The sequence below is a fragment of the Massilia antarctica genome, assembly GCF_015689335.1.
Classification (GTDB): Bacteria; Pseudomonadota; Gammaproteobacteria; order Burkholderiales; family Burkholderiaceae_D; genus Telluria_A; species Telluria_A antarctica.
This window is the reverse complement of the sequence record NZ_CP065053.1, coordinates 3,234,998-3,259,414: the sequence shown is the minus strand read 5'-3', so window position 1 is coordinate 3,259,414 and position 24,417 is coordinate 3,234,998. Positions and strand designations below refer to the sequence as shown.

The following is a 24,417-nucleotide window of genomic DNA, read 5'->3' as shown; positions in this document are numbered from 1 at the left end:
CATTGCCAGCATTGCCAGCAGCAACTACCGGAGGCGGCACGCGCCGCCTACCCAGGTTCTTCCCCCTTCCCCGTCCAGACGAAAAAAAAGCGCGTTGCCGAAGCAACGCGCCCTTTATCGCGACTGACGTTATCTCAGCTTAGAACTTGTAGCTGGTGTTGACGTAGATGGTGCGACCCATCGTGTCCGCGTAACGCGCATCGTAACCAACCTGGTGGCCCGACGAGGTACGCAGGGTCAGTGGTGGCTCTTTGTCGAGCAGGTTCTTCACGCCGCCACGCACTTCCCACACTTTGCTGATCGCATACTTGCCCTGGTAATCCACGGTGGTGTACGAAGGCACTTGCAGACGGATCTGGGTGGTGGTGTTGGCCTTGGTGGCCATGCTGTACAAGGTGGCTGCCTGGTCGGTGTAACCATTGCGATAGCTCAGGGTCAGCGCATTGGTCATGGCACCGGTTTCCAGGGTCGTCACGATCTTGGCGATGTCACGGAAGGTGACTTGGTCGTTGATGCCGTATTTGTCCATGCTGTCGGTGAACTCGCTGTCGGAACCCGGCACGGTGTAGCTGGACTTGAGCATGTGGGTGCCGTTGACGTTCATGGTCATCTTGCCGAACGAATACTTCTCGCCGACAGTCAGATCCCAGTCGATGCCGCGGTTGTGGGACTTGCCGATGTTGATCGGCGCGTTGATGAAGGCCCAGGTCTTGATGCCGGTCGCCGGATCGGCGAACTCGGTAAACAGCTGGCGGTACTTGAGCGGATCGGCAAACGCCTGGATCTCGCCCACGTTCGACACCTGGTTGGTCATGCGCACATCCCACAGGTCGGCGCCGAAGGTCACGCTCGACGATGGCTCCAGGCGGAAGCCCAGGGTGAACTGCTTGGACTTCTCAGGGCTCAGCTTTTCGTTACCACCGCGATACGCGTTGTACTGTGTGCGGCCCGGGCGGCACAGGGTCGCGTCGGCCGCTTCCAGCCCAGCTGGGCAAGCGTAAGACCCGGACGTGAAGCCGGCGGCTACCAGGTTGTTGGCGATCTGGCTCTGGTTGGCAACGCGGAAGCCGGTGCCGTACGAACCGCGCAACAGCAAGGCCGTTACCGGGGTGTAACGGGCACTGACCTTGTAGGTGCTGGCGCTCTGGGACTCACCCTTGGTGCGGCCGGCGATCTTGTCTTCCACGCCCGAGTAACGGTCATAACGCAGAGCGGTCGTCATTTCCAGGTTCTTCAGGATTGGCAGGGACAACTCGGCGAAAGCGCCGGATGAGGTGCGCTTGTAGTCGTTTTCAGCGGGCGCGCTAAAGCTGTAGATCTCGCCAGCCTTGGCCGCGTCGGAGGCGGTCTGCACCTGATGCAGCTGACGGTAGTCGGCGCCGAGACCAATGCTGCTGGCGCCGCCTGGCAGGGTGAACACTTCGCGCGAAGCACGCACGTCGATGCCGCGCAGATCCGAGTACGCTTCACGGATCGAACCATGGAAGATCGAACTGCTGATCTGTTCCGCCGTCGGCGAGGTGGCCGAACCGGCTGGCAGGAATGGATTGAAGCTGCTGCCGCCGATCAGGCTGCGGAATTCCTTGTTCAGCAGGTAGCCGCCGGTGTAACGCTCGTCGATCTTGTATTTCGAGAACGTCGCGCCGGTGTTCATGTCCCAACCGCCAAAGCTGGCGTCCAGGCCGCCGACGAAGTGACGCACATTGGTGATGGTCTCGCTGTCGCGGGTACCGAATTCGGACGCGCGATAGGTCGCGGTGGCGGTCTTGGCATCGGCCAGTTGAGCCGGGCTCAGGTACGGTGCGACGTACTGGTTGTAGACGGACGAGCCGACTGGAACGGCGACGCTGACCGGATTGGCCGCGATACGCGCGGTCAGGTCGAAACGGCCCAGTGCCAGATCAGCGAAGGCGCTCACGTTGTCCGAGAACTTGAAGCGGGCCGCGGTGAACAGGGTATCGCGCTTCGATTCAGGCACGGTTTCCACGGTCGAGGCGCTGTCGACGGCGCAGTACTCGGTACTCGCGGTGTTCGACAGGTAGTCGAAGAAGCCGGGAGCGCACTTGCCGTTGACTTTCTTGTACGGGTTGAAGCCGACTTGCGGGTTGGCCTTGGCATCCTTGAACGCAACGTTCACGTTGGCGGCGGTGCCCGAGGTCGAGGTACGGTCATAGATATAGCTCTGGCCATCATAGCCGAGCGGAATGTACGACGTTTTGCTGAATTCGCGGTCGGTCGCCTTGACCTTCTTTTGCTCGTCGTGACGGTAGGTCATCAACACGTTGAAGCGGTTCGTTTCCAGGTCGCCGAAGCCGACGGTGATGCTGGCGTTGGCGCTCTTGCCGCCAGCGTGGGTCGGCGCCGAGATGCCGGCGTCAACGGTCTGGCCCTGGTAGTTCTTCTTGAGGATGAAGTTGATGACGCCGGCAATGGCGTCGGCGCCGTACAGGGCCGAGGCGCCGTCGGTCAGCACTTCGACGCGCTCGACCGCGCTCATCGGAATGGAGTTCAGGTTGACCGAACTGCCGTTGTCTTCCAGAGGCGCCATGCGGCGGCCATTGAGCAGGACCAGGGTGTAGCTGCCGCCCAGATCGTGGATCGAGGCGGTGGTGCGGCCACCCGAGTTGGTACCGGCGGCGATGGCTTCAATGGTGAAACCCTGCATCGCTGGCAGTTTCTGGAGCAGGTCGGCAACGGTGGTCGCGCCGGAGCGGGCGATCACTTCCTTGGACACTACCTGGACTGGCAAGGCGCCTTCTTTCACGATCCGCTTGATGCTCGAACCGGTGATTTCAACGCGCTGCATGGGAGCGTCCTGCGCCAGTGCGTGTCCGGCGACAAAACCAGCCAACAGGCCGAGGGCGAGGCGAACGGAACGTACGCCAATCTTCTCTTGAAACATCATTTTTAGAACTCCGTTGAGGATGAGGATAACGACAGTACAGCAGCTTGCTTGTGCGACATTCTTGCCGGCCCCACGGCGCTGGCACATTGCCGGGCTCAAATTGCCCGCCAGCGGCGCGCTCAGGGGGGCATCGCACCATTTCTCTGCAAGGGGCATTATCCGGTCCGCCACAAAAAAAGGGCGGCCAAAACAAGCCTATTTGCAACTTTCCATGCGACTAAAGCGAAAATTCTTTCTTTTGGTAAATTCGCCGAACTAAATATTGTGCACTGCAGTAAATTGAAAATATTGGATGAGTCTGTTTTGCAACAAAATTTTCCAAGCACACATCCATAGACGCGCAGCAATACGCTGGGATCGAAAATCGGCTGTCGAGCCGCCCGCGATTCGCCCAAGCGCGGGTGCAGCCGGTAAAATAGCGCCCTGCCTGGCTTTCCCCACCCTGAACGACAAACGACTCTTATGCTGCGAATTAACGAACTCAAACTCCCGCTCGACCATGCCGACGTCGACCTGCGCGAAGCGATCCTGGCGCGCCTGGGCATTGCCGGCGCCGACCTGCTCGGGTTCAGTGTGTTCAAGCGCAGCTACGATGCGAGAAAGCGCAGCGCCATCGTGCTGATCTACGCCATCGACGCCGAGGTGCGCGACGAAGCGGCCGTGCTGGCGCGCCTGAAGCACGACGCCCATGTGCTGCCCGCGCCCGACACCGGCTACACCTTCGTCGCCGGCGGCGAGCAATTGCAGGGCCACGACCGCAACGAGCGCCCGGTCGTGATTGGCACCGGCCCGTGCGGGCTGTTCGCGGCGCTGATCCTGGCCCAGATGGGCCTGCGCCCCCTGATCCTCGAACGCGGCAAGGTGGTGCGCGAGCGCACCGTCGACACCTTCGGCTTCTGGCGCAAGCGCGAGCTCAATCCGGAATCGAACGTGCAATACGGCGAAGGCGGGGCCGGCACTTTTTCCGACGGCAAGCTGTACAGCCAGATCAAGGATCCCAAGCATTACGGCCGCAAGGTGCTGACCGAGTTCGTCAAGGCCGGCGCGCCGGACGAGATCATGTACGTGAGCAAACCGCACATCGGCACCTTCCGCCTGGTCAAGATGGTCGAACAGATGCGCGAAAATATCATCGCGCTGGGCGGCGAATACCGTTTCGAGAGCAAGGTCAGCGATATCGAGGTCGAGGGCGCAGGAGAGGCGCGCCAGATCCGCGGCGTGACCTTGGCCAGCGGCGAGCATATCCCCACGCGCCACGTGGTGCTGGCCATCGGCCACAGCGCGCGCGACACCTTCGAGATGCTGTACGAACGTGGCGTCTACATTGAAGCGAAGCCGTTTTCGGTGGGCTTCCGGGTCGAGCACCCGCAGTCGCTGATCGACGCCTGCCGTTTCGGCCCGAACGCCGGCAACAAGATCCTCGGCGCGGCCGACTATAAGCTGGTGCACCACGCCGCCAACGGCCGCTCGGTGTACAGCTTTTGCATGTGCCCGGGCGGCACGGTGGTTGCCGCCGCTTCCGAGCCGGGGCGCGTGGTCACCAACGGCATGAGCCAGTACTCGCGCAACGAGCGCAATGCCAACAGCGCCATCGTGGTGGGCATCACGCCGGCCGACTATATCGACAACCCGGGCCACCCGCTGGCCGGGATCGCCCTGCAGCGCAGGCTGGAAGAAGGCGCATTCGCGCTCGGCGGCGGCACCTACGACGCGCCGGGGCAGCTGATGGGCGACTTCGTCAAGGGACGCGCCTCGACCGCCTTTGGTTCGGTGGTCCCGTCGTTCAAGCCGGCGGTGCACCTGACCGACCTGGCCAGCGCCCTGCCCGACTATGCCATCGTCGCCATGCGCGAAGCGTTTCCAGCGTTCGACAAGCAGATTCGCGGCTACTATCAGGAAGACGCGGTGCTGACCGGCGTGGAAACGCGCACCTCATCGCCGATCCGCATCAAGCGCCGCGACGACAACCTGCAAAGCCTGAACACGCGCGGCCTGTTCCCGGCCGGCGAAGGCGCCGGCTACGCGGGCGGGATTCTGTCGGCGGCGGTGGACGGGATCAAGGTGGCGGAAGCGGTGGCGCTGTCGATGGCGGGGTAAAAAACGTCGGCCAGGCGCGCGGTACGGCGCCGGCCAGACCAGGAGTTATCATTGGCAAAAATGACTTTCCGCACAGGACCCGGTGTCTGGTCAACTGCACGCCTCAACCAGCGGGTTGGCTGCTGGCCCGGTTCAGGTAAAATCAGCCAAAGTGGATCAATCACAGGGGGGAATATGAAACCAGTGTTGAAGCGTGTCGCGTCCGCTGATGTGCGCCCGGCAAACGACCTCATTGCCCGCAAAGTCACGGTACCGGTGGATCTTTCGCCGGCCGCCGCGCGACTTCTCCGCCAGTCGCGCTTCAGCCGCGAGGAGATTAACCGCGCATTCGCCGAAGCTCGCCGTATCGTCAGCGGGGGCTGATTGATGGCGGCGCCGGTTCCTCCAGCGCCTGGCGCTCCTCCTGTACCTGCTGAGCCCGTTGATCCTTCCTCCGCAGGATCCCAGTCGTCCGCTTCGCCTTATAACTGGATCTATAAGAAACTGGTCACCGATCCCGACGATGCCGTCGGAGCGATCGCCTATGTCTTGTACAAACGGGACAAGATCGCCTTTATTGAAGCTACCGTCTCCACTCACGCGCGCCTGCCCACGCCCGACGAACTGAAAGTCTTCCATACCCAAACCTGCATGCCCGCGAAGATCGAGTCCTATCGCGCCCAGGCACAGCAGCTCGCGGAGGCATTCCTCAATGCTGGATTGGCCCAACGGATGCACGACTTTGAAGACGAGGTACGCGAAAGCGTCCTGAACCAAAATGTCTCCGCTGTGCTCGTCGAACTCAAGAGTAAGAGGAGCTTTATGGCATGGCTCGGTGACATCGTTGGAAATTTAGGCGTCAACATGTTGACCATCATCGTCATCGGCGCCCTTTTCGGCGGCTACCAAGCGCTGGCGAAGTTCAATGCTAACGTGGAAAAGATCGCTAACGTACCAGTGGCCACGGAACCGTCCGCCCCTGTCGCTCATCAATCGCCGGGCCCCGCCACCACGCAGCCGCCCGCCCCTGGCGCCATCGAGCCTCGCCCAGCCAAGTAATACGACAAGGCCGAACGGCTACAGCCAGCCCGACTTCCTGAACCGGTAGTACAGATACCCGCACACGCAGACCATCACGGTCAGCGCGCTCACGTAGCCGAAATGCCATTTCAGCTCCGGCATGAACTCGAAGTTCATCCCCCACACCCCGGCGAACGCGGTAAACACCGCGAAGATCGCGGCCCATGCGGCCAGCCGCTTATTGACTTCGCCATCGTCGATCGCCACCATCGACAGATTGACCTGGATCGCCGTGCCGATGGTGTCGCGGATGGTATCGAGCGAGCCGTTGATCCTTTGCAGGTGATCGTGCACATCGCGGAAGTATTCCTGGGTGTCGCTGCAGAACGACGGCACCCGTCCGCCATGCAGCTTGCCGATGGCGTCGAGCAGCGGCGTGACCGCGTGGCGCAGCACCAGCACCTTGCGCTTGAGGTCATACAGGCGCTCGATGTTGGCGCGCTGCGAGCCGCGGATAAAAATCCGGTCCTCGATCGTTTCGAGTTCCGTTTCGAGCGCGTCGACCACGGGAAAATAACGGTCGACCACCGCATCCATCAGCGCATACAGCACGAACGACGAGCCCTTGGCCAGCAGGTGCGCTTCGCGTTCGGCGCGCGCGCGCACGCCGAGGAAACCGCGCATGACGTTATTGCGCACCGAGAGCACGTAATTTTCGCCGACGAACATGGCCACCTGGCCCACACTCATGTCATCGCCATCCATCTCGACCGTCTGCACCACCACGAACAGCGAATCGCCGTACTCCTCGATCTTGGGGCGCTGGTGGCCGCGCAGCGCATCTTCCACCGCCAGTTCATGCAGCCCGAATTCGTGCTGCATGATCGCCAGTTCGTCCGGCTGGGCGTCCTTCAGGGCCACCCACACGAAGCAGTCGGGTTTCTGGACGTAGTCGCTGATGGCTTCGACGGAAATGTCGGACAGCTTTTTGCCTTCCTGGTAGGCGACGCAGTTGATCAGCATGGTGGTTCCAAGAATAAATTGGACAGAAGCTTACACCATGCCGCGAGCGAACGGGGCGCGCAGCGCGCCGCCCCCTACTCGTCCTTGGCGCCGTCGATCCCCAGTTCGGCGATCTTGCGGGTGATGGTGTTGCGCCCGATCCCCAGGCGCACCGCGGCATCGTTCTTGCGCCCGTGCGTGTGTTTGAGCGCCATCTTGATCAGCGCCGACTCGAACTGCCGTCCCAGCACATCCATCACCTCCGACTGCCCGGCCGCCAGCATGCCGGCCGCCTGCAGCTCCAGCAGGCCAATCCAGCCGTCCGCCGCGCCCGCGGCCGCCATGCCGGCCTGGCCGCCGGCCGCCGGCGCCGCGCTCTCGCCCACGGCCAGCGGCAGCAGCGGCTCGGCCCCGCCCTCCTGCTGCGTGAGTTCGAGCGGCATGTCCTTCACGTCCACCGTCTGCCCGGGCGCCATGACGGTGATCCAGTTGCACAGGTTTTCCAGCTGGCGCACATTGCCCGGCAAATCGAGCCCGGTGAGAAAATGCAGCGCCGGATCGCTCATGCGCTTGGCCTCGACGCCGAGCTGGCGCGCGCTCTGCACCAGGAAGTGGCGCACCAAAAGGGGGATATCCTCGCGCCGCTCCCGCAAACTGGGCAGGCGCAGGCGGATCACGTTCAGGCGGTGGTACAAGTCTTCGCGAAACAGGCCGTCGCGCACGCGCTGTTCCAGGTTCTGGTGGGTGGCCGTGATGACGCGCACATTGGCCTTCATCGGCTGGTGCCCGCCGACCCGGTAAAAGTGGCCGTCCGAGAGCACCCGCAGCAGGCGCGTTTGCAGGTCGAACGGCATGTCGCCGATTTCATCCAAAAATAGCGTGCCGTTTTCAGCCTGCTCGAAGCGCCCGCGGCGCGTGGTCTGGGCCCCGGTGAAGGCGCCGCGTTCGTGGCCGAACAGTTCGGACTCGAGCAAATCCTTGGGGATCGCCGCCGTATTCAAGGCGATGAAGGGCTGCTGGGCGCGCGGGCTGTGCTTGTGCAGCGCGCGCGCGACCAGTTCCTTGCCGGTGCCCGATTCGCCCGTGATCAGCACCGTCACGTTCGACTGCGACAAGCGCCCGATGGCGCGGAACACTTCCTGCATGGCCGGCGCCTGGCCCAGGATTTCCGGGGTATCGGTGGGGCCCGATTCGACGCTGGTCTCGCGCAGGCTCTCTTCCAGCGCGCGCCGGATCAGTTCCACCGCCTTGTCGATGTCGAATGGCTTGGCCAGGTACTCGAAGGCGCCGCCCTGGAAGGCCGCGACCGCCGAATCGAGGTCGGAAAACGCAGTGATGATAATGACCGGCAGGCCGGGATAGCCCGCCTTGACGGTCTGCAGCAGGTCCAGCCCCGACTCGCCCGGCATGCGGATGTCGGACACCAGCACTTGCGGCGTGTCGAATTCGAGCGCGGCCATCGCATCGCGCGCGTTGGAAAAGCTTTTGGTCGCGAGGTTCTCGCGTGCCAGGGCTTTTTCAAGCACCCAGCGGATGGAGGCGTCGTCGTCGACTATCCAGATTGGTTTCATGTGTTCGCGCTTCCCCGCAATATGGATCTTCAATTGATGGGACCCGGACTGTCGAAGCTGAAGCGCGGCTTATGGCAGCGGCAACAGGATCCTGAAATCCGTAAATCCAGGCCGGCTTTCGCACTCGATCACACCCATGTGCTGCTGCACGAAGGTCTGCGCCAGTGTCAGCCCCAGGCCGCTGCCGCCCTCCCGTCCCGATACCAAGGGATAGAAAATGCGGTCGCGGATCTGCGGCGGGATGCCCGGTCCATTGTCGATGATATGCAAGTCTAATGCCAGCCCGTAGCGCACCTTGGCCAGGGTCACCTGGCGCGCCACGCGGGTCTTGAAAACCAGCTCGGCATCGCCCGCCACAATGCGCTCGGACAGCGCCTGGGCGGCATTGTGCGCGATATTGAGCACGGTCTGGATCAGCTGTTCCTTGTCGCCCCTGAACTCGGGAATCGACGCATCGTAATCGCGCCGGATCGACAGACCGGCCGGGAACTCGGCCAGGATCAGGCTGCGCACGCGCTCGCACACTTCATGGATATTGACGTCGCCGACGATGTGCGGGCGCCGGTGCGGCGCCAGCAGGCGGTCGACCAGGGTTTGCAGGCGGTCCGCTTCCTTGATGATCACCTGCGTGTATTCGCGCAGCTGGGTCAGGTGGCGCGCCGGCAGTTCGAGTTCGAGCAGCTGCGCCGCGCCGCGGATGCCGCCCAGCGGGTTCTTGATCTCGTGCGCCAGGTTGCGCACCAGCTCCTTGTTGACCTGGCTCTGGTCGAGGATGCGCTCTTCGCGGTCGAGTTTCAACTGCTGGACGTTCTCGCGCAGTTCGATCACGATGCCATGCTCGCCCGCCTCGCTGACGATGCTGTGCACATGCAGCGGTTCGCGTCCGCTGCGCTCCAGGGTCAGGTCCTGGCGCAGGTCGGCGTATTTATGGGCCAGCGCCTGCGCGCACAGATTGAGCAGTTCTTCGGCGTTGAGGAACAGGGTATGGAGCTGCTGGCGTTGCAGGGCTCTGAGCGAGCTTTCCAGCAGGTTCTCGCAAGCCGCGTTGGCAAAGATGATGGTGCCGCCGGCGTCGACCAGCAGCACGGCCGACGCCAGCAGGTCGAGGCCGGCCAGGGCCTCGCGCCGCGGCACCGAAGGCGCGGCCATGGTCATTTAATGTTCGAGATTTCGCGCTTCAGCGCTTCGATGTTCTTTTCGGCGCGTGCGATGTTATCGGCCATCGACTTGACCCGCTCTTCGTACTTGGCGTAGTTCTTCTCGTTGCCCTGGCGCTCAGGCTCGCCCTTGTTGTATTCGCGTTTGAGCTCGGCCAGCTTCTTCTCTTCGGCGTGCAGCTCCTGGTTGAGGATTTCGCGCCGGTCGGCGTCGCGCGCGCGCTGCTCGCTGCCTGCCACCTTGGGAAAGTCGGTCGGCGTCGTCACCGGCTTGGCCGGGCCGCTGCTCTTGCGCCCACCCGAGGGAGCGGGGATATTGTTCGGCACGTCGAGCTGCTTGCAGCCCGGCTTGGGGTTGTCGGTCAACTCCTTGCGCCCGCTCGCATCGACGCACAAATAGATGTCGGCCCGGGCCGGCAGCTGCGCGCCGAGGCCGGCGAGCAGCACCAGCGCCAGCAAAGGCGAACGCAGCGGTCGGTGCGGGCGAATTCGGGACATCCTCGTTATCATAAGCATCAGCGTTGTTTCACGGAATTCCGTGGAGTAATTAGATTCAACCGAATATACAACATCCAATGAAAAACGCGAGGAAAGCCGTGGCCTTCCTCGCGTTTTTATACCGGAGAGATACGTTTTGATGTCTCTCCAGCTACAGATACTGCATGTTGGCAATGATTGCCAACCAAATACAATTACAGCGAGTAGTACATATCGAACTCGGCCGGGTGGGTGGTCATGCGCATGCGCTGCACGTCCTGCATTTTCAGTTCGATGTAAGCGTCGATCATGCTGTTGCTGAAAACACCACCGCGGGTGAGGAACTCGCGGTCCTTGTTCAGGTTATCGAGCGCTTCTTCGAGCGAAGAGCAGACGGTCGGGATCAGCGCGTCTTCTTCCGGCGGCAGGTGGTACAGGTCTTTCGACGCTGCTTCGCCCGGGTGGATCTTGTTGGCGATGCCGTCCAGGCCAGCCATCAGCAGCGCGGCGAAGCACAGGTACACGTTCGCCAGCGGATCCGGGAAGCGGGTCTCGATGCGGCGGCCTTTCGGGTTCGCCACGTGCGGGATGCGGATCGATGCCGAACGGTTCTTGGCCGAGTAAGCCAGCTTGACCGGCGCTTCGTAGCCTGGCACGAGGCGCTTGTACGAGTTGGTGCCCGGGTTGGTGATCGCGTTCAGTGCCTTGGCGTGCTTGATGATGCCGCCGATGTAGAACAGCGCATCTTCCGACAGGCCCGCATAGCCGTCGCCGGCGAACAGGTTCTTGCCGTCTTTCCAGATCGACTGGTGCACGTGCATGCCCGAGCCATTGTCGCCAACGATCGGTTTCGGCATGAAGGTGGCGGTCTTGCCATAGCTGTGAGCCACGTTCCAGACCACGTACTTCAGGTTCTGGGTCCAGTCGGCGCGCTCGACCAGGGTCGAAAAGCGGGTGCCGATTTCATTCTGGCCGGCGCCGGCCACTTCGTGGTGGTGCACTTCGACCGGGATGCCCAGTTCTTCGAGGATCAGGCACATTTCCGAGCGCATGTCCTGGAACGAATCGACTGGTGGCACCGGGAAGTAGCCGCCCTTGACGGTCGGACGGTGGCCGCTGTTGCCGCCTTCGGTCTTGGCATCGGTCGCCCACGACGATTCATCCGAATCGATCTTGACGAAGCAGCCCGACATGTCGATCTTCCAGCGCACGCTGTCGAAGATGAAAAATTCCGGCTCAGGGCCGAAGAAAGCAGTGTCGCCGATGCCGGTCGACTTGAGGTAGGCTTCGGCGCGCTTGGCGATCGAACGCGGATCGCGGTCGTAACCCTTGCCGTCGGCCGGTTCGATGACGTCGCACTGCATGAACAAGGTGACTTCTTCCATGAACGGATCGATGTTGGCCGTGTTCGGGTCTGGCATGAGCAGCATGTCGGACGCTTCGATGCCCTTCCAGCCGGCGATCGACGAGCCGTCGAAAGCATGGCCCGATTCAAATTTGTCGAGATCGAAGTGCGATACGGGAACCGTTACGTGCTGCTCTTTGCCACGCGTGTCGGCGAAGCGAAAGTCCACAAAGCGAACGTGCTTCTCTTTAACCATCTCCAAGACTTCTGCGGCCGTCATTGCCATGCGTATCTCTCCTAATATAAATGGGGGGTTGCCACCTTGGCGGCAAAACTCACAGGGATCATAGCAGAAAGCGTGCCAGCCAGACCATCCCGGCCAGCGGACAGAGCAGCGTTGAAAATGCTGCCAAATGACACTAAACTCCTGAGTCCCCGTGGCGACACCGGCGGCGCGCCTGATCGGGAGCGCACCGAATGAGTGCGAATTTTGCTGATTGCACCAAATTGATGCAATCTGCACCGAAAAGGGAAAAATGCCGCGCCGTGGTGCGCCGCTCCTATAATAATCGCAAACTACACCGAGGAAAACGTCATGAGTACAGCCGACACCCTGCTTGCCACCGCCCGCACCCGCGCGCCCGGCCAACCGTATGCGGGCGCGGTAACGCCGCGGGAGGCGTGGGAACTGCTGCAAAGCGAGGCGCGCGTGCGGCTGGTGGACGTGCGCACCGATGCCGAGCGCGCGTGGGTCGGCAAGGTCGCGATTGCGGCGCAGCAGCACTGCGCCGTGCAATGGAGTACCTGGCCGGACGGCGCGCCCAATCCCGATTTCGTGCAGCAGCTGGAAGCAGTGGCGCAAAAGGATGAAGTGCTGCTGTTCTTGTGCCGCTCGGGTGTCAGGTCGCGTCACGCCGCGCGGGTGGCGACGGAGAATGGGTATGCGCAGTCGTTCGATATCCTGGAAGGCTTCGAGGGCGACAAGGATGCGGAAGGTCACCGCAAGAGCGTCGGTGGCTGGTGCAAGGCAGGCTTGCCGTGGCTTGGGGCTTGATGGACTTGCCCGTATAGGTTCATAGCCTATCGGCTTCACCATCGCTCCCGCACCCGGGCCGCCCTCGGCGCGAACCCGGGTTCATGATTGAGCGCCCTGCTCCAGCGTTGCTACGTCGCGGCGGCCTTTACCCGCTGGCGCACAAAATTGATGTGACTACGTAGTCCATACAAGCCATCGGCAAACGCCAGTGGTATCGAAATCTGGTTCACCAGTTCCTCGATCTCATCGAGACGCTTGAGCAGCCCGGCGCATACCTGCGCGCGCTGCGGCCCCTGGGCGGACTCCAGCTCCTGCTCCACGGTGCGCAACTGCCCGTACCAGCGGTAGACGCGCGAACGAATGCGCCACACGTACAAGGGCGGCACCACTTTTGAGAGCGGCAGTACCAAAGCCGCCAGCGCCACCACCACGACCCACATCCGGTCGAAGAAATTGGCCAGCCAGAAGCTCATGTAGCGCTGCAGCAGCGGCGCGCCATCCTTGTAGAATTTGGCCGCTTCGCGCGCCACGGGAATTTCAGTATAGCGCGCCGACGGGAACTGCCCCTGCTGCTGGAACCAGCCGGTCCCGCCATGGATCTCGCTGGCCGCCTGCACATACAGATCGATCAGCGCCGGATGCAGATCCTCGCGCGCCACCAGGGTCGCGGTAGGCGCAATCAGGTGATAATCCTGGGCCGGGATATCGCGCCCGACATCGACAATCCCGCGCGGCAGCACCACGTGCGAGACGAACGGCAAGCGCCGCGAATACGCTTCGGCCTGGGTGAAGTCGAACAGCTTGAAGCCCGGCGTTTGCAGCAGCATCTGCACCAGCGGCGCATCCGGACCGGAACTGAAGACCAGGCCATCGATGCGCCCTTCCAGCAGCTCCACCGTGGCCGGCGTGTTCTCCAAGGTGCCGATGGTCAGGTCGCCCGGCTCGACGCCGTTCAGCGCCAGCACCTGGCGAAACAGCTTCGGCGCGCCGCTGCCTTCCGGCCCGAGGTTGATTTTCAAGCCCTTGAGCTGCGTGAGCTGGGTGACTTTGGCATCCTCACGCAGGAACAGCCAGACCGGTTCGGTGAACAGGCTGCCGAGGGAGACCAGTCCCTTGCGCTGGGCTTCAGCCTGTTCGGTCGATCCGCTCTGCACAAAAGCGATATCGACCTTGCCTTCGTTGAGGTGCTGCAGGTTGTCTTGCGAGCCGAGGGAGCGCTGCAAGGTGAGGGCGATGCCGTGCTTGCCGAGTTTGGCCGCGTATTTTTTGCCGAATTCCTCGTAGGCGCTGTTTTCCTGGCCGGTGCCGAGAGTGACCTTGCGCGGCGGCGAAGGGTCGACGAGGAAGTAAGCGAGCGCGCACAGCGCGACGATGGTAAGGACGGTGGGGCCGGCGGCGGCAACCAGGTCGCGAAACGAGAACTGGGTAAACTTCCGGATTTTGGACATCGCACGTTGCAAAGGTTTCATGGAACGGTACGATGCCAACAATCGCACAAACATGCAAGGGCAATCAGTCAGGGGTGGGATCGGCTTGCTGCATCTACCGATGCTTGCTTCCACCGTACATGCATCGACCGTCCTGCATCTACCGTCAACCTAAAAACCGTCGTTCCTGCCATTGGCAGAAACGACTTCCCGCGCAGGCGGGAACCCAATTTTGTCGAGCCGCCTGTAGCTGCAGCACGAACTTGGGTTCCCGCCTACGCGGGAACGACGGTTTTTAATGTAGCGGTTTTACTCTCGACAAGTTCAAATCGCGGCTACTATCAACGCACGCACCGCTTGGCCACACTCAACGCACGCGCGGCCCTACTCAACGCACACACTGCTTGGCCGTGCTGTCCGCCGGCGGCTCGATCATCGGCATCAGGGTCGGCGCCAGCACCGTCAGCAACTGCACCGGCAAGGCGCTGGTGAAGTCGTAGTTGGCCGACGACGGACCGTGTACATAAGCCGTCATGCTGCCGAAAAAGCGCTCGCCGATGTTGAAGACGAAGGTCGCCGAGCGGTTCACATAACGCGATTCGATCAGCCGCCCACCGGCGCCATACACCTCGAAACGCTGGTCGCCCGTACCGGTCTTGCCACCCACGGCAATGATGCTGCCATCGGCCATCTTGAACGCGGTCTTGACCCTCTTGGCGGTACCGTCCGAGACCACGCCGCGAATCGCATCGGCCACCGCGCGCGCCACTTCCGGCGACAGGATCTGCTCGCCCGGCGCGCTCTTGGCCTGCTTGACCAGGGTTTCGTACGGCGTCCCCACGGCAAAATGCAGCGAGTCGATGCGCTGCACTGGTTTACGCACACCCTTGTTGACGATGATGCCCATCATCTCGGCCAGCGCCGCCGGGCGGTCGGCCGACGCGCCCAGGGTCGTCGCATACGACGGCACCAGGGAGTCGAACGGATAACCCATCCTCTTCCACTGCGCATGGATCTTCAGGAATGCTTCGACTTCCAGCAAGCCGGCGATGCGGCGGTCCTGCGCATGCTTGCGGTGCGTGTTGAACAGCCAGGCATACACTTCCTGGCGCTCCTTGACGCTGGCCGCGATCATGTCCGAGTACGTGGCATTCGGATTGGCGCGGAAGTAACCGACCAGCCACAGTTCGAGCGGGTGGATGGAAGCAAGGTAGCCGCGGTCGGCCAGCGACATGTTGGCCGGCGCGTACTGGTCGTACATGCGCGCGATACGGTCGTCCGGCACTTCATTGGCCGACACCAGGTTGTCCTTCACGAAGGCCGTGAACTGGGCCAGGGTGGCGTTCGGGGCGATCGTGCGGTGCACGTTGGCCAGCCGGGTCGGGGTCGGACGGAAGCTCGCCAGCAGCACTTTTTCGGCGTCGGCCGCGTTCTTGCCCTTGTACTTGTTATAGAAGCGGCCGAGGAACTCGCGCCCTTCGCGGTCGGCGAAACGGGCCAGGTATTCGGCGCGGCGCGGATCGTCGGAATCGGCCAGCAGCGCCGCCGAGGAACCCGGCAGCTGGAACATGTAGTAGCGCACCACGTCGCGCATCAGGCGCACGAACACCAGGTTGGTCGAGCTGCGCAGCGCCTGGCGCACGCTCAGGATGCGAGTGTTATCGAGCTTGCTGAAGTTGCCGAAGGTGTGCATGCCGCCGCCGGTGAAGAAGCCTTCGGCCGGGCTGCCCGAGTATTTGCGTTCGATCGCCGCTTCCAGCATGGCCGGCAGGTCGCGCGCGGCACCGGCCGGCAAGGCCAGGAAGTATTCGATGCCCCACTGCGACAGCCGGTCCTTCGGATCGACCACCACCTTGCGCAGTTCGGCCGCGTTCATGCCGTTGTAGCGCTGGTACAGCTGGTCGATGATGTCCATGTAGGTCACCAGGGTGCGCAGCTTGGCGGTGGAGCCCAGATCGAGCTTGGCGCCTTCGTTGATGTCGAGCGGCTGGTCGTAGTTATCGGTCTGCACGCGCAGGTAGTTGGCTTTTTCGCCGCGTTCCATCAAGGTGAAGCTGTACACCACGTTGGCCGGGTCGCCGTTGCCCAGCATGCCCTTGCCGGTCAGGCCAGCCGCTTGCGCCGATTCGGCGTCGCGCAGCTTGCGCAGCATGGCGGTGACGGCTTTCTGGGCTTCCGAATCGAGCGTGCTGACCACCGACAGGTCGAGGCGGTCCAGGTTGTACAGGCGCGAGTCGCCCAGCAGACCCGCCAGGTGAGTGCGCACCGCGTTCGAGGCCTTGCGCGACACGAAGGCATTGGCCGCCGGCGGCGCCACGCCGGAACCCTTGGCCGGTTCCAGCTTGACGGCCAGCGCTGCGTCGCGCAGCTGCGCCGTGATCACGCCGGCCTGGGCCAGCACGCGCAGGTGGGTGTTGGTCAGGTTTTCCAGGTCGTTGGCGCCGGCACCGAGGTAGTGGGCCGGACGGCGCTGGGCAATCATCAGCGACAGCGCCTGTTTATAGACCAGCGCCGCGTCGGCCGAATGCGGTTCGTCTTTCAGGAGCTTGTTCATGGCCGCGAAATCGCGCCCGTACCAGACCCACATGCCGTCGCCGATGCCGTTGACTTCACCGTAGCCAAGCTTGGCCGACAGCGGCACCGTGTTCAGGTAATCGATGACGATCTGGCGCCGCGCCTTGGTGGTGTCTTCGCCGTACTGGTAGGCGCGCAAGGTGGCCGAGACCATCTGGCGCGCTTTTTCCGACAGCGAGCTGGTACGCCCGTCCGGCGAATGGCGGTATTTTTCGATCTGGGTGGCCAGGGTGCTGCCGCCGGCCGATCGCTTGTCGCCGCCGCTGAACACGTGCAGCGACTTGTCGAAGACGGCCTTGCTGAAGCGGTCCCACTCGACGGCGGGATTGCGTTTCGGGTAGGTCGGGTCGAGCAGCTCGCGGTTTTCGATGAACAGCAGGCTCTTGACCAGCGAGGACGGCGCGTCGTCGAACTTCTCGTAGAAACGCTCCGGGTAGCGCGCCAAAAACAGCGGCTCGCTGCGGCAGTCGAGGATTTCGAGGCCGACCTTGGTCTTTTCGCGGTAGGTCGCGAACAGGCCCTGGTCGGCCAGTTCCACCATCTTGGGCGACAGGCGCGCCTGCGAATCGATCATGAAGTCGCGCGTCTTGAGCTTGGCCAGGTAGTCGGGCATGTTGGCGTAGCCAAGCCGCTCGTCGTACGGGCTGTCGTGCGGGAAGCGGATATTGGTGCTCGGGCCCTTCTCGACCTTGTAGCTGATCTTTTTGGCGATGCCGGCAAAGTAGTTGGCCTGCATCGACGAGGTGCGCACTTCGTCGAGCACCCACCACGCGCCGCCGCCCAGCAAGACCAGTAACAGCAGCCAAAGGACCAGTTTGATGCGGCTGCGGCGGCGCGGCGGGGTGCCTTGCGGCTCGGTGTCGGGTTCTGGATTGGGCAAGGTAGCGGTATCGGTTTCTGTTTCGGTGTACATGTCTGAGGCGCCGGCGGCGCCGTCGGGGACCAGGGAAAGGTGGGGAGGCGGCGCCGCCGTGCCGTCGTCCGGCTCGGGCGGCACCTGGCCGAGTTGGGTCAATGCCGCGCGGGCGCGCAATTTGCGCACCGCGCTGGCGACAATGCGGGGCCGTCGAAAACGACGATTACTTTCCATGATGGCTCAACCGGTTCAAATCAATCGTCCCTGCAATCACCGCATCAACCTTCGCCATCGTGCAACGGGTCGCTTCGTGTAATCGGGTGGTCAATCGCATTGCTGTGGTATTAAAAATTCACTCATTACATTCTCACTGAAATCTCACGCGAGATCGGAGTGATGCACGGTCACCATTCCACCACATCGGGTGACCGTGGCGAAGGCATGTTCAAGAAAACTTGATCTGGCCGTTTGTTTTTCGCAAAAAAACAACGGCTCAGAGCGCCACGCAAAAGTGTTGCCACAAAAGACGTCACATGCCGGTCACGCCGCCGCCACGCAAGGAACGAATTCGATCTGCATGCGGGTCAGCTGCGCGCACATCTCGGCGAAGGCCGATGCGGTCAGGGCCGGCTCGCCTTTCACACCCAGTTCGATGTGGCCGCGCGTGACAGCATCGCCCACGCTCGGCAGGCTGAAGACCTTGACCGGGGCGTAGTCCGCTTCCAGCGCTACCATCAGCGGCGTGAGGGTCGACTCCATCGTGCCGTACACCAGCACCGACTGCTCGCTGTGCGGCTCGCGGTTGAACAGGTGGCTGTAGCAGTTGTCGAGCACCCAGGCGATCATCGGCCAGGCCATCACCGGAAAGCCCGGCACGAAGTGATGGGTGCCGACCGTGAAACCGGCGATCTTGTTGTAGGCGTTGGGGATCAGCGAAGCACCTTCGGGGAACTCGGCCAATGTGAGGCGGTGCTGGTTTTCCGGGGAATTGAGGTCGGCCGTGGTGCCGGCATCGCGCGCCATGTCGACGATGCGCTCTTCGATGTTAACCCGTCCCTGCGGGTGCAAGGCCAATGGCACGCCAAGCGCGGTGGCGGCGCACTGGCGCGTGTGGTCGTCCGGGGTGGCGCCGATGCCGCCGCACGAAAACACGATGTCGCCGCTGGCGATGGTGCGTTTCAGGGTGGCGCTGATGCGCGCCGGATCGTCACCCAGGTACTCGGCCCAGTCCAGCTTGAGGCCGCGCTCGGCGAGCAGTTCCAGCACCTTGGGAAAGTGCTGGTCGTGCCGCTTGCCCGACAAGATTTCGTCGCCGATGATAATCAGACCGATGGCCATGTATTTCTCCGTTTATTGCAAAAGTGGGCAGTGTGCCATGAAAGCGGATCAGGCAGGGGGCGGCGCCCCGGGTGCGCTGGCGGGAGCCACCCCGCCTGCCGCGGCGTCGGCCGGCGCCGGCGCTTCCTGTTCGGCGCGCAGGTCGGCCAGCGCCTGCATGCAGTAGTACTGGAACCACAGGGCGGTGAATACGAAGATCAGCACATACAGCCAGATCGAGATCGCCGCGAGGAAGGGGAACAGCAGCACCGACATGAGCGCGCCGCCGATCCAGACGATGCCCGGCAAGGCGCCGATGAAGCCCGAGACGGCGCCGATGAACGCCAGCTGCGGACGGTGGCGGCGCCGCAGTTCCTTCATTTCGTCGGCGCTGGCATAGTCTTCCAGCGCGTCGTAGACCATCACGCGCGCGGTCAGCCAGCCCCACAGCACCACCTGTACCAGCACCGCCAGCGGCGGGAAGACGTACAGCGGCAGGGTCAGGATCCAGACCGCCAGGAACAGCACCGCGCTGCTGACGTTGATGGCAATGCTGGCCATGAAGCTGCCGCCGTGTTTTTCTTCGAGGGTGCTGAAGTGGCGCGCGGCGACGTGCCGGGTGATGGGTGGCATGGCCGCCACGCCCATGAAGACGATGGAGGTCAGGATCATCAGCGGCAGCAGCAGGAGCATGGCGATCAGCGGCACGATCATGGTTTTCAGCGCGCCCATGCCGAACGAACCGAGCATGCCGCTGCTGGTCTTGAACCAGTCGTGGTTCTGGAACAGGGTCTGGACGTAATCGAGCAGCGGCTGGAAACCGAAGGCCAGCAGCGCGGCCCACAGGACCACCGACAGCACGAAGGGAATCACCGTCAGCAGCAGCATTTTGGGATTGGCCTGGGAGATCAGGGCGCGGCGGTAAGCGGTGGCGACGGGGCGCCAGGCGGTCTTGGTCATGGAGAGCGGCCGGATGTAGTCAAAAAGTCCACGCAGTGTAGCGCGCTTTGCGCGCGCGCGGGGATGGCGTCAATAGCGCTTTGACACGTCATGCACTACAATCGCCAATCCCACCGATTTATCAAGGAAAACCATGTCCACTATCACTACCGAATCCGGCCTCCAGTACGAAGACACCACCGTCGGCGAAGGCGCCGAAGCGAAAGCCGGCCAGCACGTCACCGTGCATTACACCGGCTGGCTGCGCAACGACGACGGCAGCGCCGGCGCCAAGTTCGACTCCAGCAAGGACCGCAACGACCCGTTCCAGTTTTCGCTGGGCGCCGGCCAGGTTATCAAGGGCTGGGATGAAGGCGTGCAGGGCATGAAGGTCGGCGGCGCGCGGCGCCTGACGATCCCAGCCAGCCTCGGTTACGGCGCGCGCGGCGCGGGCGGCGTGATTCCGCCGAACGCCACCCTGATTTTCGACGTCGAACTGCTCAAGGTTTAAGCATGCCGATAGGCGCCCTGCGCTACGCGCTGGCCTTGCTGGTGCTGGCCGCGTCGAGCGGCTGCGCGGTCGTGGCCGTGACCGGCGCGGTGGTCAGCGCCGGCGTGGCGGTCGGCTCGGCGGCGGTCAGCACCGGGGTCGCGGTGACCAAGGGCGCGGTCAAGGTGGCCACCTACCCGTTCCGCGATAGCGACGAGGAAAAGGCGGCCAAGGCCAAGGCCGAGGCGGAACGAAAAGACTAGACGCGCGACGGCGGCATCCGAGCATCTCCTCTAATCTCTTGCGCTTTTCCGGGGTTTGCCGTGCAAGCTGCGCTAAGATTCTCGTCACTGAATTTCAGCCACCCGAGGAGATACGATGAGTTTGCAGGAACAGTTTGACCAGGCCTTGGCCGATTCCAAAAATCTGTCCGAGCGTCCGGATAACCAGACCTTGTTGAAGATTTACGCCCTGTATAAACAGGCGTCCGCCGGGGACACCGACGGCAACCGTCCCGGCATGACCGACTTCGTCGGCCGCGCCAAGTACGATGCGTGGGATGGTTTCAAGGGCACCTCCAAGGACGAGGCCATGCAGCAGTACGTCGACCTGATCGAGGAATTGAAGGGCTGATCGAACCCTGCGGCACCCCGGCGCGGCCGCTTCAGGCTGCGCCGAATACCGCCTTCATCTTTTCCGTGACCTTCGCTTCGATCGCCGGCGCGAACGCACTCATCAAAAATCCCAGCCTGATATTCATCTCGACCTGGCGCGCTTCCACGGCCAGGGATCCGTGCACGCCGCTGCGCTCGAAATGCAGCACGTCGCCCTGCCACGCACATTCCAGCCCATATTCGGCGGAAATTTTGTCCGCCACTTTCTGGGCCGCCTCGCGCGCCTTGTTCGGGGTCAGGCGGTGTTCCTGAACGATGCTGATGTCAGCCATGACTTTCCTTGTTGTGTTTTTCGCGCACATGATACCTTGTCGAGCCCGGCCCGCCTAGTTTGCCGCCGGCGCTCCCCACTCGCTCTATAATGCTTTTCGGCTACTTTTTATCGGAATCCCATGAGCGACATGCACCTCATCGCCGCGATCCTGTTCGGACTCGCCCTGGTCCATACCTTCGCCACCAAGAGTTTCGAGCGCCTGGCCGACCGCTATCCGCGCCATGCCGGCCTGTTCCACTTCTTCGGCGAAGTCGAGGTCGTGTTCGGCCTGTGGGCGCTGGTGCTGATCGTGGCCATGGCCTTCGTCATGGGCGGCAGCGCCGCCATCGGCTACGCCGAATCGCGCACCTACACCGAGCCGCTGTTCGTGTTCGTCATCATGGTGGTGGCCGCGTCGCGCCCGGTGCTCGAAGCGATCCGCGCCGCCATCGCCACCCTGGCGCGCCTGGTGCCGCTGCGCACGCCGCTGGTCAATGTGTGGCTGTGCCTGTCGCTGGTGCCGCTGCTCGGCTCGCTCATCACGGAGCCGGCCGCCATGACCCTGGCCGCGCTGATGCTGGCGCCGCAGATTTTTCGCAAGGACATGCCGGAGTGGCTCAAGTACGCCGCCCTGGGCGTGCTGTTCGTCAACGTGTCGATCGGCGGCACCCTGACCGCCTTCGCTGCCCCGCCGGTGCTGATGGTGGCCTCGACCTGGCACTGGGACAGCGCCTTCATGGCCTCCACCTTCGGCTGGCGCGCCGCCGTGGCGGTGCTGATCAACGCCACGGTGGTCAGCGCCATGCTGCGCGGGCATCTCGTTGATTCGCCCGCGCCGGCGCCCGGCGCCGTCAGGGTGCCGCTGCTGGTGAGCGCGATCCACCTGGCCTTCCTGGCGGCGGTGGTCGGATTTGCCCACCATCCGGTGATCTTCATCGGCCTGTTCCTGTTTTTCATCGGCTTCACCCACGCCTACGAAAAATACCAGAATCCCCTGATCCTCAAGGAAGGCTTGATGGTCGGCTTTTTCCTGGCCGGACTGGTGGTGTTGGGCGGCATGCAGCAATGGTGGCTGCAACCGCTCGTTTCCAGCATGGGACCGCGCGCGCTGTTCTTCGGCGCCACCGCGCTCACCGCGATCACCGACAACGCCGCCCTCACCTACCTCGGTTCGCTGATCGTCGGCCTGTCCGACCAGGCCAAGTACATGCTGCTGGCCGGCGCGGTGGCCGGCGGCGGCCTGACCATCATCGCCAACGCCCCCAATCCGGCCGGCGCGGCGCTGGTGCGCGAGGGCTTCGAGGATGGATCGATCGGGGTCGGTGCCTTGCTGCTGGGCGCGCTGCCGCCGACCATCATGGCGATGATCATGTTCCTGCTGTAGCGGCGATTTTCGGCCCGGTTTGATGCGCATCAAACCCGGGCACCGGCATCAGGGCGACCATTTCTGTTCAGTTCGCTTTGATTGGCAGGAAAACAAGTCTTGGTTTTTGGGCAAAAAACGCCATGTGCGCGGCTGCAACTGCGCATTTGCTTATGTGGATTGCGTATAAGCCAAAAATTGTGGGAATAAGCGAATTGCCTTAAAATACAGTGCTTTGCCATGGTCGGCGTTTACCCTCGCCAGCGGCCCGCAGCACCCCTTTTCACTGATAGGACTGTTATGACCCACGTTGTCACCGAATCGTGCATCAGCTGTCGTTACACCGATTGCGTCGATGTATGCCCGGTAGATTGTTTCCGGGAAGGCCCGAATTTTCTGACGATCGATCCGGACGAATGCATCGATTGCGCCGTCTGCGTGGCCGAATGTCCCGTCAACGCCATCTATGCGGAAGAAGATGTGCCGGCCGATCAGCAGCAGTTCATCAAGATCAACGTTGAACTGGCGCGCGCCTGGCCATCCATCACCAAGACCAAGCCGGCGCTGCCCGAAGCGGAGCAGTGGAAAGACGTCAAGGACAAGCTCGATCAGCTGATCCGTTAAGCCAGCCAGCAGCCCTGCCGGACCGCCCTCGCGGCCCGGCATTCCAGGTTCGCGCCAGCAAGATCGTCTCCATCGTGGCACACTGTCGGCCATTCGCGGCAATGCTTAATGCATTGCCGCACGCTGCACCCCACCCCAAAATCAACAGGAAGTAAGCGCATGACTATCATCGCCAACCATGAAGCAGGCAGCCTCGCTGCCAATAGTTCCTTTGCCGGCGCCATCGAGTCCGATGCCGTGATCATCGGTGCAGGCCCGGTCGGTTTGTTCCAGGTGTTCGAGCTCGGCTTGCTGGAAATTAAGGCCCATGTGATCGATTCGCTGCCGGCCGTGGGCGGTCAGTGCGTGGAACTGTATCCCGACAAGCCGATCTACGACATCCCGGCCGTGCCGGTGTGCACCGGCCAGGAATTGACCGACAACCTGCTCAAGCAGATCGAGCCGTTCGAGCCGACCTTCCACCTGAACCAGGAAGTGACCGTGGTGCAGCGCCGTGAAGACGGCCGCTTCAACGTCGAAACCTCGACCGGCACCCAGTTCATCACCAAGACCATCTTCATCGCCGCCGGCGTCGGTTCGTTCCAGGCGCGCACCATCAAGGTCGACGGCATCGAAGCCTTCGACGGCACCCAGGTGCACTACCGTGTCAAGGATCCAAGCCAGTTCGAAGGCAAGAACCTGGTCATTTGCGGCGGCGGCGACTCGGCGCTGGACTGGGCGCTGAACTTTGTCGGCAAGGCCGAATCGGTGGTGCTGCTGCACCGCCGCGAAGACTTCCGCGCCGCGCCGGCATCGGTGGCCAAGATGAAGGCGCTGTGCGAAGCGTACGAGATGCAGCTGATCATCGGCCAGGTCACCGGCTTCGATCAAAAAGACGGCAAGCTGAGCGAAGTGAAAGTGACCGGTGCCGACGGCGTGACCCGCCGCCTGCCGCTCGACATGCTGCTGGTATTCTTCGGCCTGTCGCCGAAGCTCGGCCCGATCGCCGAATGGGGCCTGGACATCGAACGGCGCCAGCTCAAGGTGCAGAACACCGAAAAGTTCGAAACCAATGTGCCGGGCATTTTCGCCGTGGGCGACATCAACACCTATCCGGGCAAGAAGAAACTGATCCTGTCGGGCTTCCACGAAGCGGCCCTGGCTGCCTTCGGCGCGGCGCCCTACATTTTCCCGGACAAGAAGATCCACATGCAGTACACGACGACCTCGCCGAAACTGCACAAGATCCTCGGCGTCGAAACCCCGACCTTCGACTAAGCTCGATCAGTCTTACAGCCACAACACATGCCCCGCTCAGCCGGGGCATTTTTC

At 62.8% G+C, this 24,417-nt stretch carries 22 protein-coding genes; 11 read left to right on the top strand and 11 right to left on the bottom strand.

Going from position 1 to position 24,417, the window contains the following annotated elements:
* Positions 1 to 139: 139 nt before the first annotated feature.
* Complete coding sequence (locus IV454_RS14725) at positions 140 to 2,905, bottom strand: TonB-dependent receptor domain-containing protein (RefSeq protein ID WP_229522248.1); 2,766 nt, start codon at positions 2,903 to 2,905, stop codon at positions 140 to 142.
* A 48-nt stretch (positions 2,906 to 2,953) separates the two neighbouring features.
* Here IV454_RS14725 and IV454_RS14720 point away from each other — a divergent pair, with 48 nt between their 5' ends.
* The 4 genes from IV454_RS14720 (at position 2,954) to IV454_RS14705 (ending at position 6,040) form a co-directional block, all read left to right on the top strand.
* Positions 2,954 to 3,241 (top strand): hypothetical protein, encoded by a 288-nt coding sequence (locus IV454_RS14720; RefSeq protein WP_206092042.1) that lies wholly within the window; start codon positions 2,954 to 2,956, stop codon positions 3,239 to 3,241.
* A gap of 126 nt (positions 3,242 to 3,367) precedes the next feature.
* Positions 3,368 to 5,002, top strand: coding sequence for an NAD(P)/FAD-dependent oxidoreductase (locus IV454_RS14715; RefSeq protein WP_206092041.1), 1,635 nt, complete (start codon positions 3,368 to 3,370; stop codon positions 5,000 to 5,002).
* 174 nt (positions 5,003 to 5,176) lie between these two features.
* The gene (locus tag IV454_RS14710) at positions 5,177 to 5,365 is read left to right on the top strand and encodes a hypothetical protein (protein WP_206092040.1); all 189 of its coding nucleotides are present in this window, start codon (positions 5,177 to 5,179) and stop codon (positions 5,363 to 5,365) included.
* Positions 5,366 to 5,368: 3 nt separating this feature from the next.
* Positions 5,369 to 6,040, top strand: coding sequence for a hypothetical protein (locus IV454_RS14705; RefSeq protein ID WP_206092039.1), 672 nt, complete (start codon positions 5,369 to 5,371; stop codon positions 6,038 to 6,040).
* Positions 6,041 to 6,058: 18 nt separating this feature from the next.
* On the opposite strand, the gene corA is transcribed toward IV454_RS14705, so the two are convergent.
* The 5 genes from corA to glnA all read right to left on the bottom strand — a co-directional run bounded on the left by corA (position 6,059) and on the right by glnA (position 11,839).
* Positions 6,059 to 7,024: a magnesium/cobalt transporter CorA gene (gene corA, locus IV454_RS14700; protein WP_206092038.1), complete on the bottom strand. Its 966-nt coding sequence runs from the start codon at positions 7,022 to 7,024 to the stop codon at positions 6,059 to 6,061.
* Between the two features lie 74 nt (positions 7,025 to 7,098).
* Entirely contained in the window at positions 7,099 to 8,574 is a 1,476-nt protein-coding gene (ntrC, locus tag IV454_RS14695) for a nitrogen regulation protein NR(I) (RefSeq protein ID WP_206092037.1), read from the bottom strand.
* 69 nt (positions 8,575 to 8,643) lie between these two features.
* Positions 8,644 to 9,729, bottom strand: a complete 1,086-nt coding sequence (gene glnL, locus IV454_RS14690; protein WP_229522247.1) for a nitrogen regulation protein NR(II) — start codon at positions 9,727 to 9,729, stop codon at positions 8,644 to 8,646.
* Positions 9,726 to 10,229, bottom strand: coding sequence for a DUF4124 domain-containing protein (locus tag IV454_RS14685; RefSeq protein WP_229522246.1), 504 nt, complete (start codon positions 10,227 to 10,229; stop codon positions 9,726 to 9,728). The genes glnL and IV454_RS14685 overlap by 4 nt, the downstream gene beginning before the upstream one ends.
* A gap of 194 nt (positions 10,230 to 10,423) precedes the next feature.
* Entirely contained in the window at positions 10,424 to 11,839 is a 1,416-nt protein-coding gene (glnA, locus tag IV454_RS14680; protein ID WP_054266589.1) for a type I glutamate--ammonia ligase, read from the bottom strand.
* Between the two features lie 309 nt (positions 11,840 to 12,148).
* On the opposite strand from glnA, the gene IV454_RS14675 reads away from it, so the two are divergent.
* Positions 12,149 to 12,607: a rhodanese-like domain-containing protein gene (locus IV454_RS14675; RefSeq protein WP_206092036.1), complete on the top strand. Its 459-nt coding sequence runs from the start codon at positions 12,149 to 12,151 to the stop codon at positions 12,605 to 12,607.
* Positions 12,608 to 12,717: 110 nt separating this feature from the next.
* On the opposite strand, the gene IV454_RS14670 is transcribed toward IV454_RS14675, so the two are convergent.
* From IV454_RS14670 to IV454_RS14655, 4 genes are all read right to left on the bottom strand, one after another.
* The gene (locus tag IV454_RS14670; RefSeq protein ID WP_206092035.1) at positions 12,718 to 14,037 is read right to left on the bottom strand and encodes a TAXI family TRAP transporter solute-binding subunit; all 1,320 of its coding nucleotides are present in this window, start codon (positions 14,035 to 14,037) and stop codon (positions 12,718 to 12,720) included.
* A gap of 367 nt (positions 14,038 to 14,404) precedes the next feature.
* A complete protein-coding gene (locus tag IV454_RS14665; RefSeq protein ID WP_229522245.1) occupies positions 14,405 to 17,680 on the bottom strand; it encodes a transglycosylase domain-containing protein in 3,276 nt (1,091 codons plus the stop codon).
* A 306-nt stretch (positions 17,681 to 17,986) separates the two neighbouring features.
* Complete coding sequence (locus tag IV454_RS14660) at positions 17,987 to 18,784, bottom strand: competence/damage-inducible protein A (protein ID WP_206092034.1); 798 nt, start codon at positions 18,782 to 18,784, stop codon at positions 17,987 to 17,989.
* A 48-nt stretch (positions 18,785 to 18,832) separates the two neighbouring features.
* On the bottom strand, positions 18,833 to 19,723 hold the full coding sequence (locus tag IV454_RS14655) for an EI24 domain-containing protein (RefSeq protein WP_206092033.1): 891 nt from the start codon (positions 19,721 to 19,723) through the stop codon (positions 18,833 to 18,835).
* Positions 19,724 to 19,856: 133 nt separating this feature from the next.
* Here IV454_RS14655 and IV454_RS14650 point away from each other — a divergent pair, with 133 nt between their 5' ends.
* The 3 genes from IV454_RS14650 to IV454_RS14640 all read left to right on the top strand — a co-directional run bounded on the left by IV454_RS14650 (position 19,857) and on the right by IV454_RS14640 (position 20,825).
* Positions 19,857 to 20,213, top strand: coding sequence for an FKBP-type peptidyl-prolyl cis-trans isomerase (locus IV454_RS14650; protein ID WP_054266584.1), 357 nt, complete (start codon positions 19,857 to 19,859; stop codon positions 20,211 to 20,213).
* Between the two features lie 2 nt (positions 20,214 to 20,215).
* Positions 20,216 to 20,455 (top strand): hypothetical protein, encoded by a 240-nt coding sequence (locus IV454_RS14645; RefSeq protein ID WP_054266583.1) that lies wholly within the window; start codon positions 20,216 to 20,218, stop codon positions 20,453 to 20,455.
* A gap of 115 nt (positions 20,456 to 20,570) precedes the next feature.
* Positions 20,571 to 20,825 (top strand): acyl-CoA-binding protein, encoded by a 255-nt coding sequence (locus IV454_RS14640; RefSeq protein WP_206092032.1) that lies wholly within the window; start codon positions 20,571 to 20,573, stop codon positions 20,823 to 20,825.
* A gap of 31 nt (positions 20,826 to 20,856) precedes the next feature.
* Here the strand turns inward: IV454_RS14640 and IV454_RS14635 are convergent, their stop codons facing one another.
* Complete coding sequence (locus IV454_RS14635) at positions 20,857 to 21,138, bottom strand: polyhydroxyalkanoic acid system family protein (RefSeq protein WP_206092031.1); 282 nt, start codon at positions 21,136 to 21,138, stop codon at positions 20,857 to 20,859.
* A 120-nt stretch (positions 21,139 to 21,258) separates the two neighbouring features.
* Here IV454_RS14635 and IV454_RS14630 point away from each other — a divergent pair, with 120 nt between their 5' ends.
* From IV454_RS14630 to IV454_RS14620, 3 genes are all read left to right on the top strand, one after another.
* A complete protein-coding gene (locus IV454_RS14630) occupies positions 21,259 to 22,503 on the top strand; it encodes a putative Na+/H+ antiporter (protein ID WP_206092030.1) in 1,245 nt (414 codons plus the stop codon).
* A 279-nt stretch (positions 22,504 to 22,782) separates the two neighbouring features.
* Positions 22,783 to 23,106 carry a ferredoxin FdxA gene (fdxA, locus tag IV454_RS14625; RefSeq protein WP_054266579.1) on the top strand — a complete coding sequence of 108 codons (324 nt, stop codon included), beginning with the start codon at positions 22,783 to 22,785 and terminating at the stop codon, positions 23,104 to 23,106.
* Positions 23,107 to 23,265: 159 nt separating this feature from the next.
* Positions 23,266 to 24,363 (top strand): NAD(P)/FAD-dependent oxidoreductase, encoded by a 1,098-nt coding sequence (locus tag IV454_RS14620; protein ID WP_054266578.1) that lies wholly within the window; start codon positions 23,266 to 23,268, stop codon positions 24,361 to 24,363.
* Positions 24,364 to 24,417 lie beyond the last annotated feature (54 nt).

Bases quoted from the DNA above. Each gene is read 5' to 3' on its own strand.
- IV454_RS14725 (WP_229522248.1), bottom strand. From the start codon at position 2,905: ATGATGTTTCAAGAGAAGATTGGCGTACGTTCCGTTCGCCTCGCCCTC.
- IV454_RS14715 (WP_206092041.1), top strand. From the start codon at position 3,368: ATGCTGCGAATTAACGAACTCAAACTCCCGCTCGACCATGCCGACGTC.
- IV454_RS14710 (WP_206092040.1), top strand. From the start codon at position 5,177: ATGAAACCAGTGTTGAAGCGTGTCGCGTCCGCTGATGTGCGCCCGGCA.
- IV454_RS14705 (WP_206092039.1), top strand. From the start codon at position 5,369: ATGGCGGCGCCGGTTCCTCCAGCGCCTGGCGCTCCTCCTGTACCTGCT.
- corA (WP_206092038.1), bottom strand. From the start codon at position 7,024: ATGCTGATCAACTGCGTCGCCTACCAGGAAGGCAAAAAGCTGTCCGAC.
- ntrC (WP_206092037.1), bottom strand. From the start codon at position 8,574: ATGAAACCAATCTGGATAGTCGACGACGACGCCTCCATCCGCTGGGTG.
- glnL (WP_229522247.1), bottom strand. From the start codon at position 9,729: ATGACCATGGCCGCGCCTTCGGTGCCGCGGCGCGAGGCCCTGGCCGGC.
- IV454_RS14685 (WP_229522246.1), bottom strand. From the start codon at position 10,229: ATGTCCCGAATTCGCCCGCACCGACCGCTGCGTTCGCCTTTGCTGGCG.
- glnA (WP_054266589.1), bottom strand. From the start codon at position 11,839: ATGGCAATGACGGCCGCAGAAGTCTTGGAGATGGTTAAAGAGAAGCAC.
- IV454_RS14675 (WP_206092036.1), top strand. From the start codon at position 12,149: ATGAGTACAGCCGACACCCTGCTTGCCACCGCCCGCACCCGCGCGCCC.
- IV454_RS14670 (WP_206092035.1), bottom strand. From the start codon at position 14,037: ATGTCCAAAATCCGGAAGTTTACCCAGTTCTCGTTTCGCGACCTGGTT.
- IV454_RS14665 (WP_229522245.1), bottom strand. From the start codon at position 17,680: ATGGAAAGTAATCGTCGTTTTCGACGGCCCCGCATTGTCGCCAGCGCG.
- IV454_RS14660 (WP_206092034.1), bottom strand. From the start codon at position 18,784: ATGGCCATCGGTCTGATTATCATCGGCGACGAAATCTTGTCGGGCAAG.
- IV454_RS14655 (WP_206092033.1), bottom strand. From the start codon at position 19,723: ATGACCAAGACCGCCTGGCGCCCCGTCGCCACCGCTTACCGCCGCGCC.
- IV454_RS14650 (WP_054266584.1), top strand. From the start codon at position 19,857: ATGTCCACTATCACTACCGAATCCGGCCTCCAGTACGAAGACACCACC.
- IV454_RS14645 (WP_054266583.1), top strand. From the start codon at position 20,216: ATGCCGATAGGCGCCCTGCGCTACGCGCTGGCCTTGCTGGTGCTGGCC.
- IV454_RS14640 (WP_206092032.1), top strand. From the start codon at position 20,571: ATGAGTTTGCAGGAACAGTTTGACCAGGCCTTGGCCGATTCCAAAAAT.
- IV454_RS14635 (WP_206092031.1), bottom strand. From the start codon at position 21,138: ATGGCTGACATCAGCATCGTTCAGGAACACCGCCTGACCCCGAACAAG.
- IV454_RS14630 (WP_206092030.1), top strand. From the start codon at position 21,259: ATGAGCGACATGCACCTCATCGCCGCGATCCTGTTCGGACTCGCCCTG.
- fdxA (WP_054266579.1), top strand. From the start codon at position 22,783: ATGACCCACGTTGTCACCGAATCGTGCATCAGCTGTCGTTACACCGAT.
- IV454_RS14620 (WP_054266578.1), top strand. From the start codon at position 23,266: ATGACTATCATCGCCAACCATGAAGCAGGCAGCCTCGCTGCCAATAGT.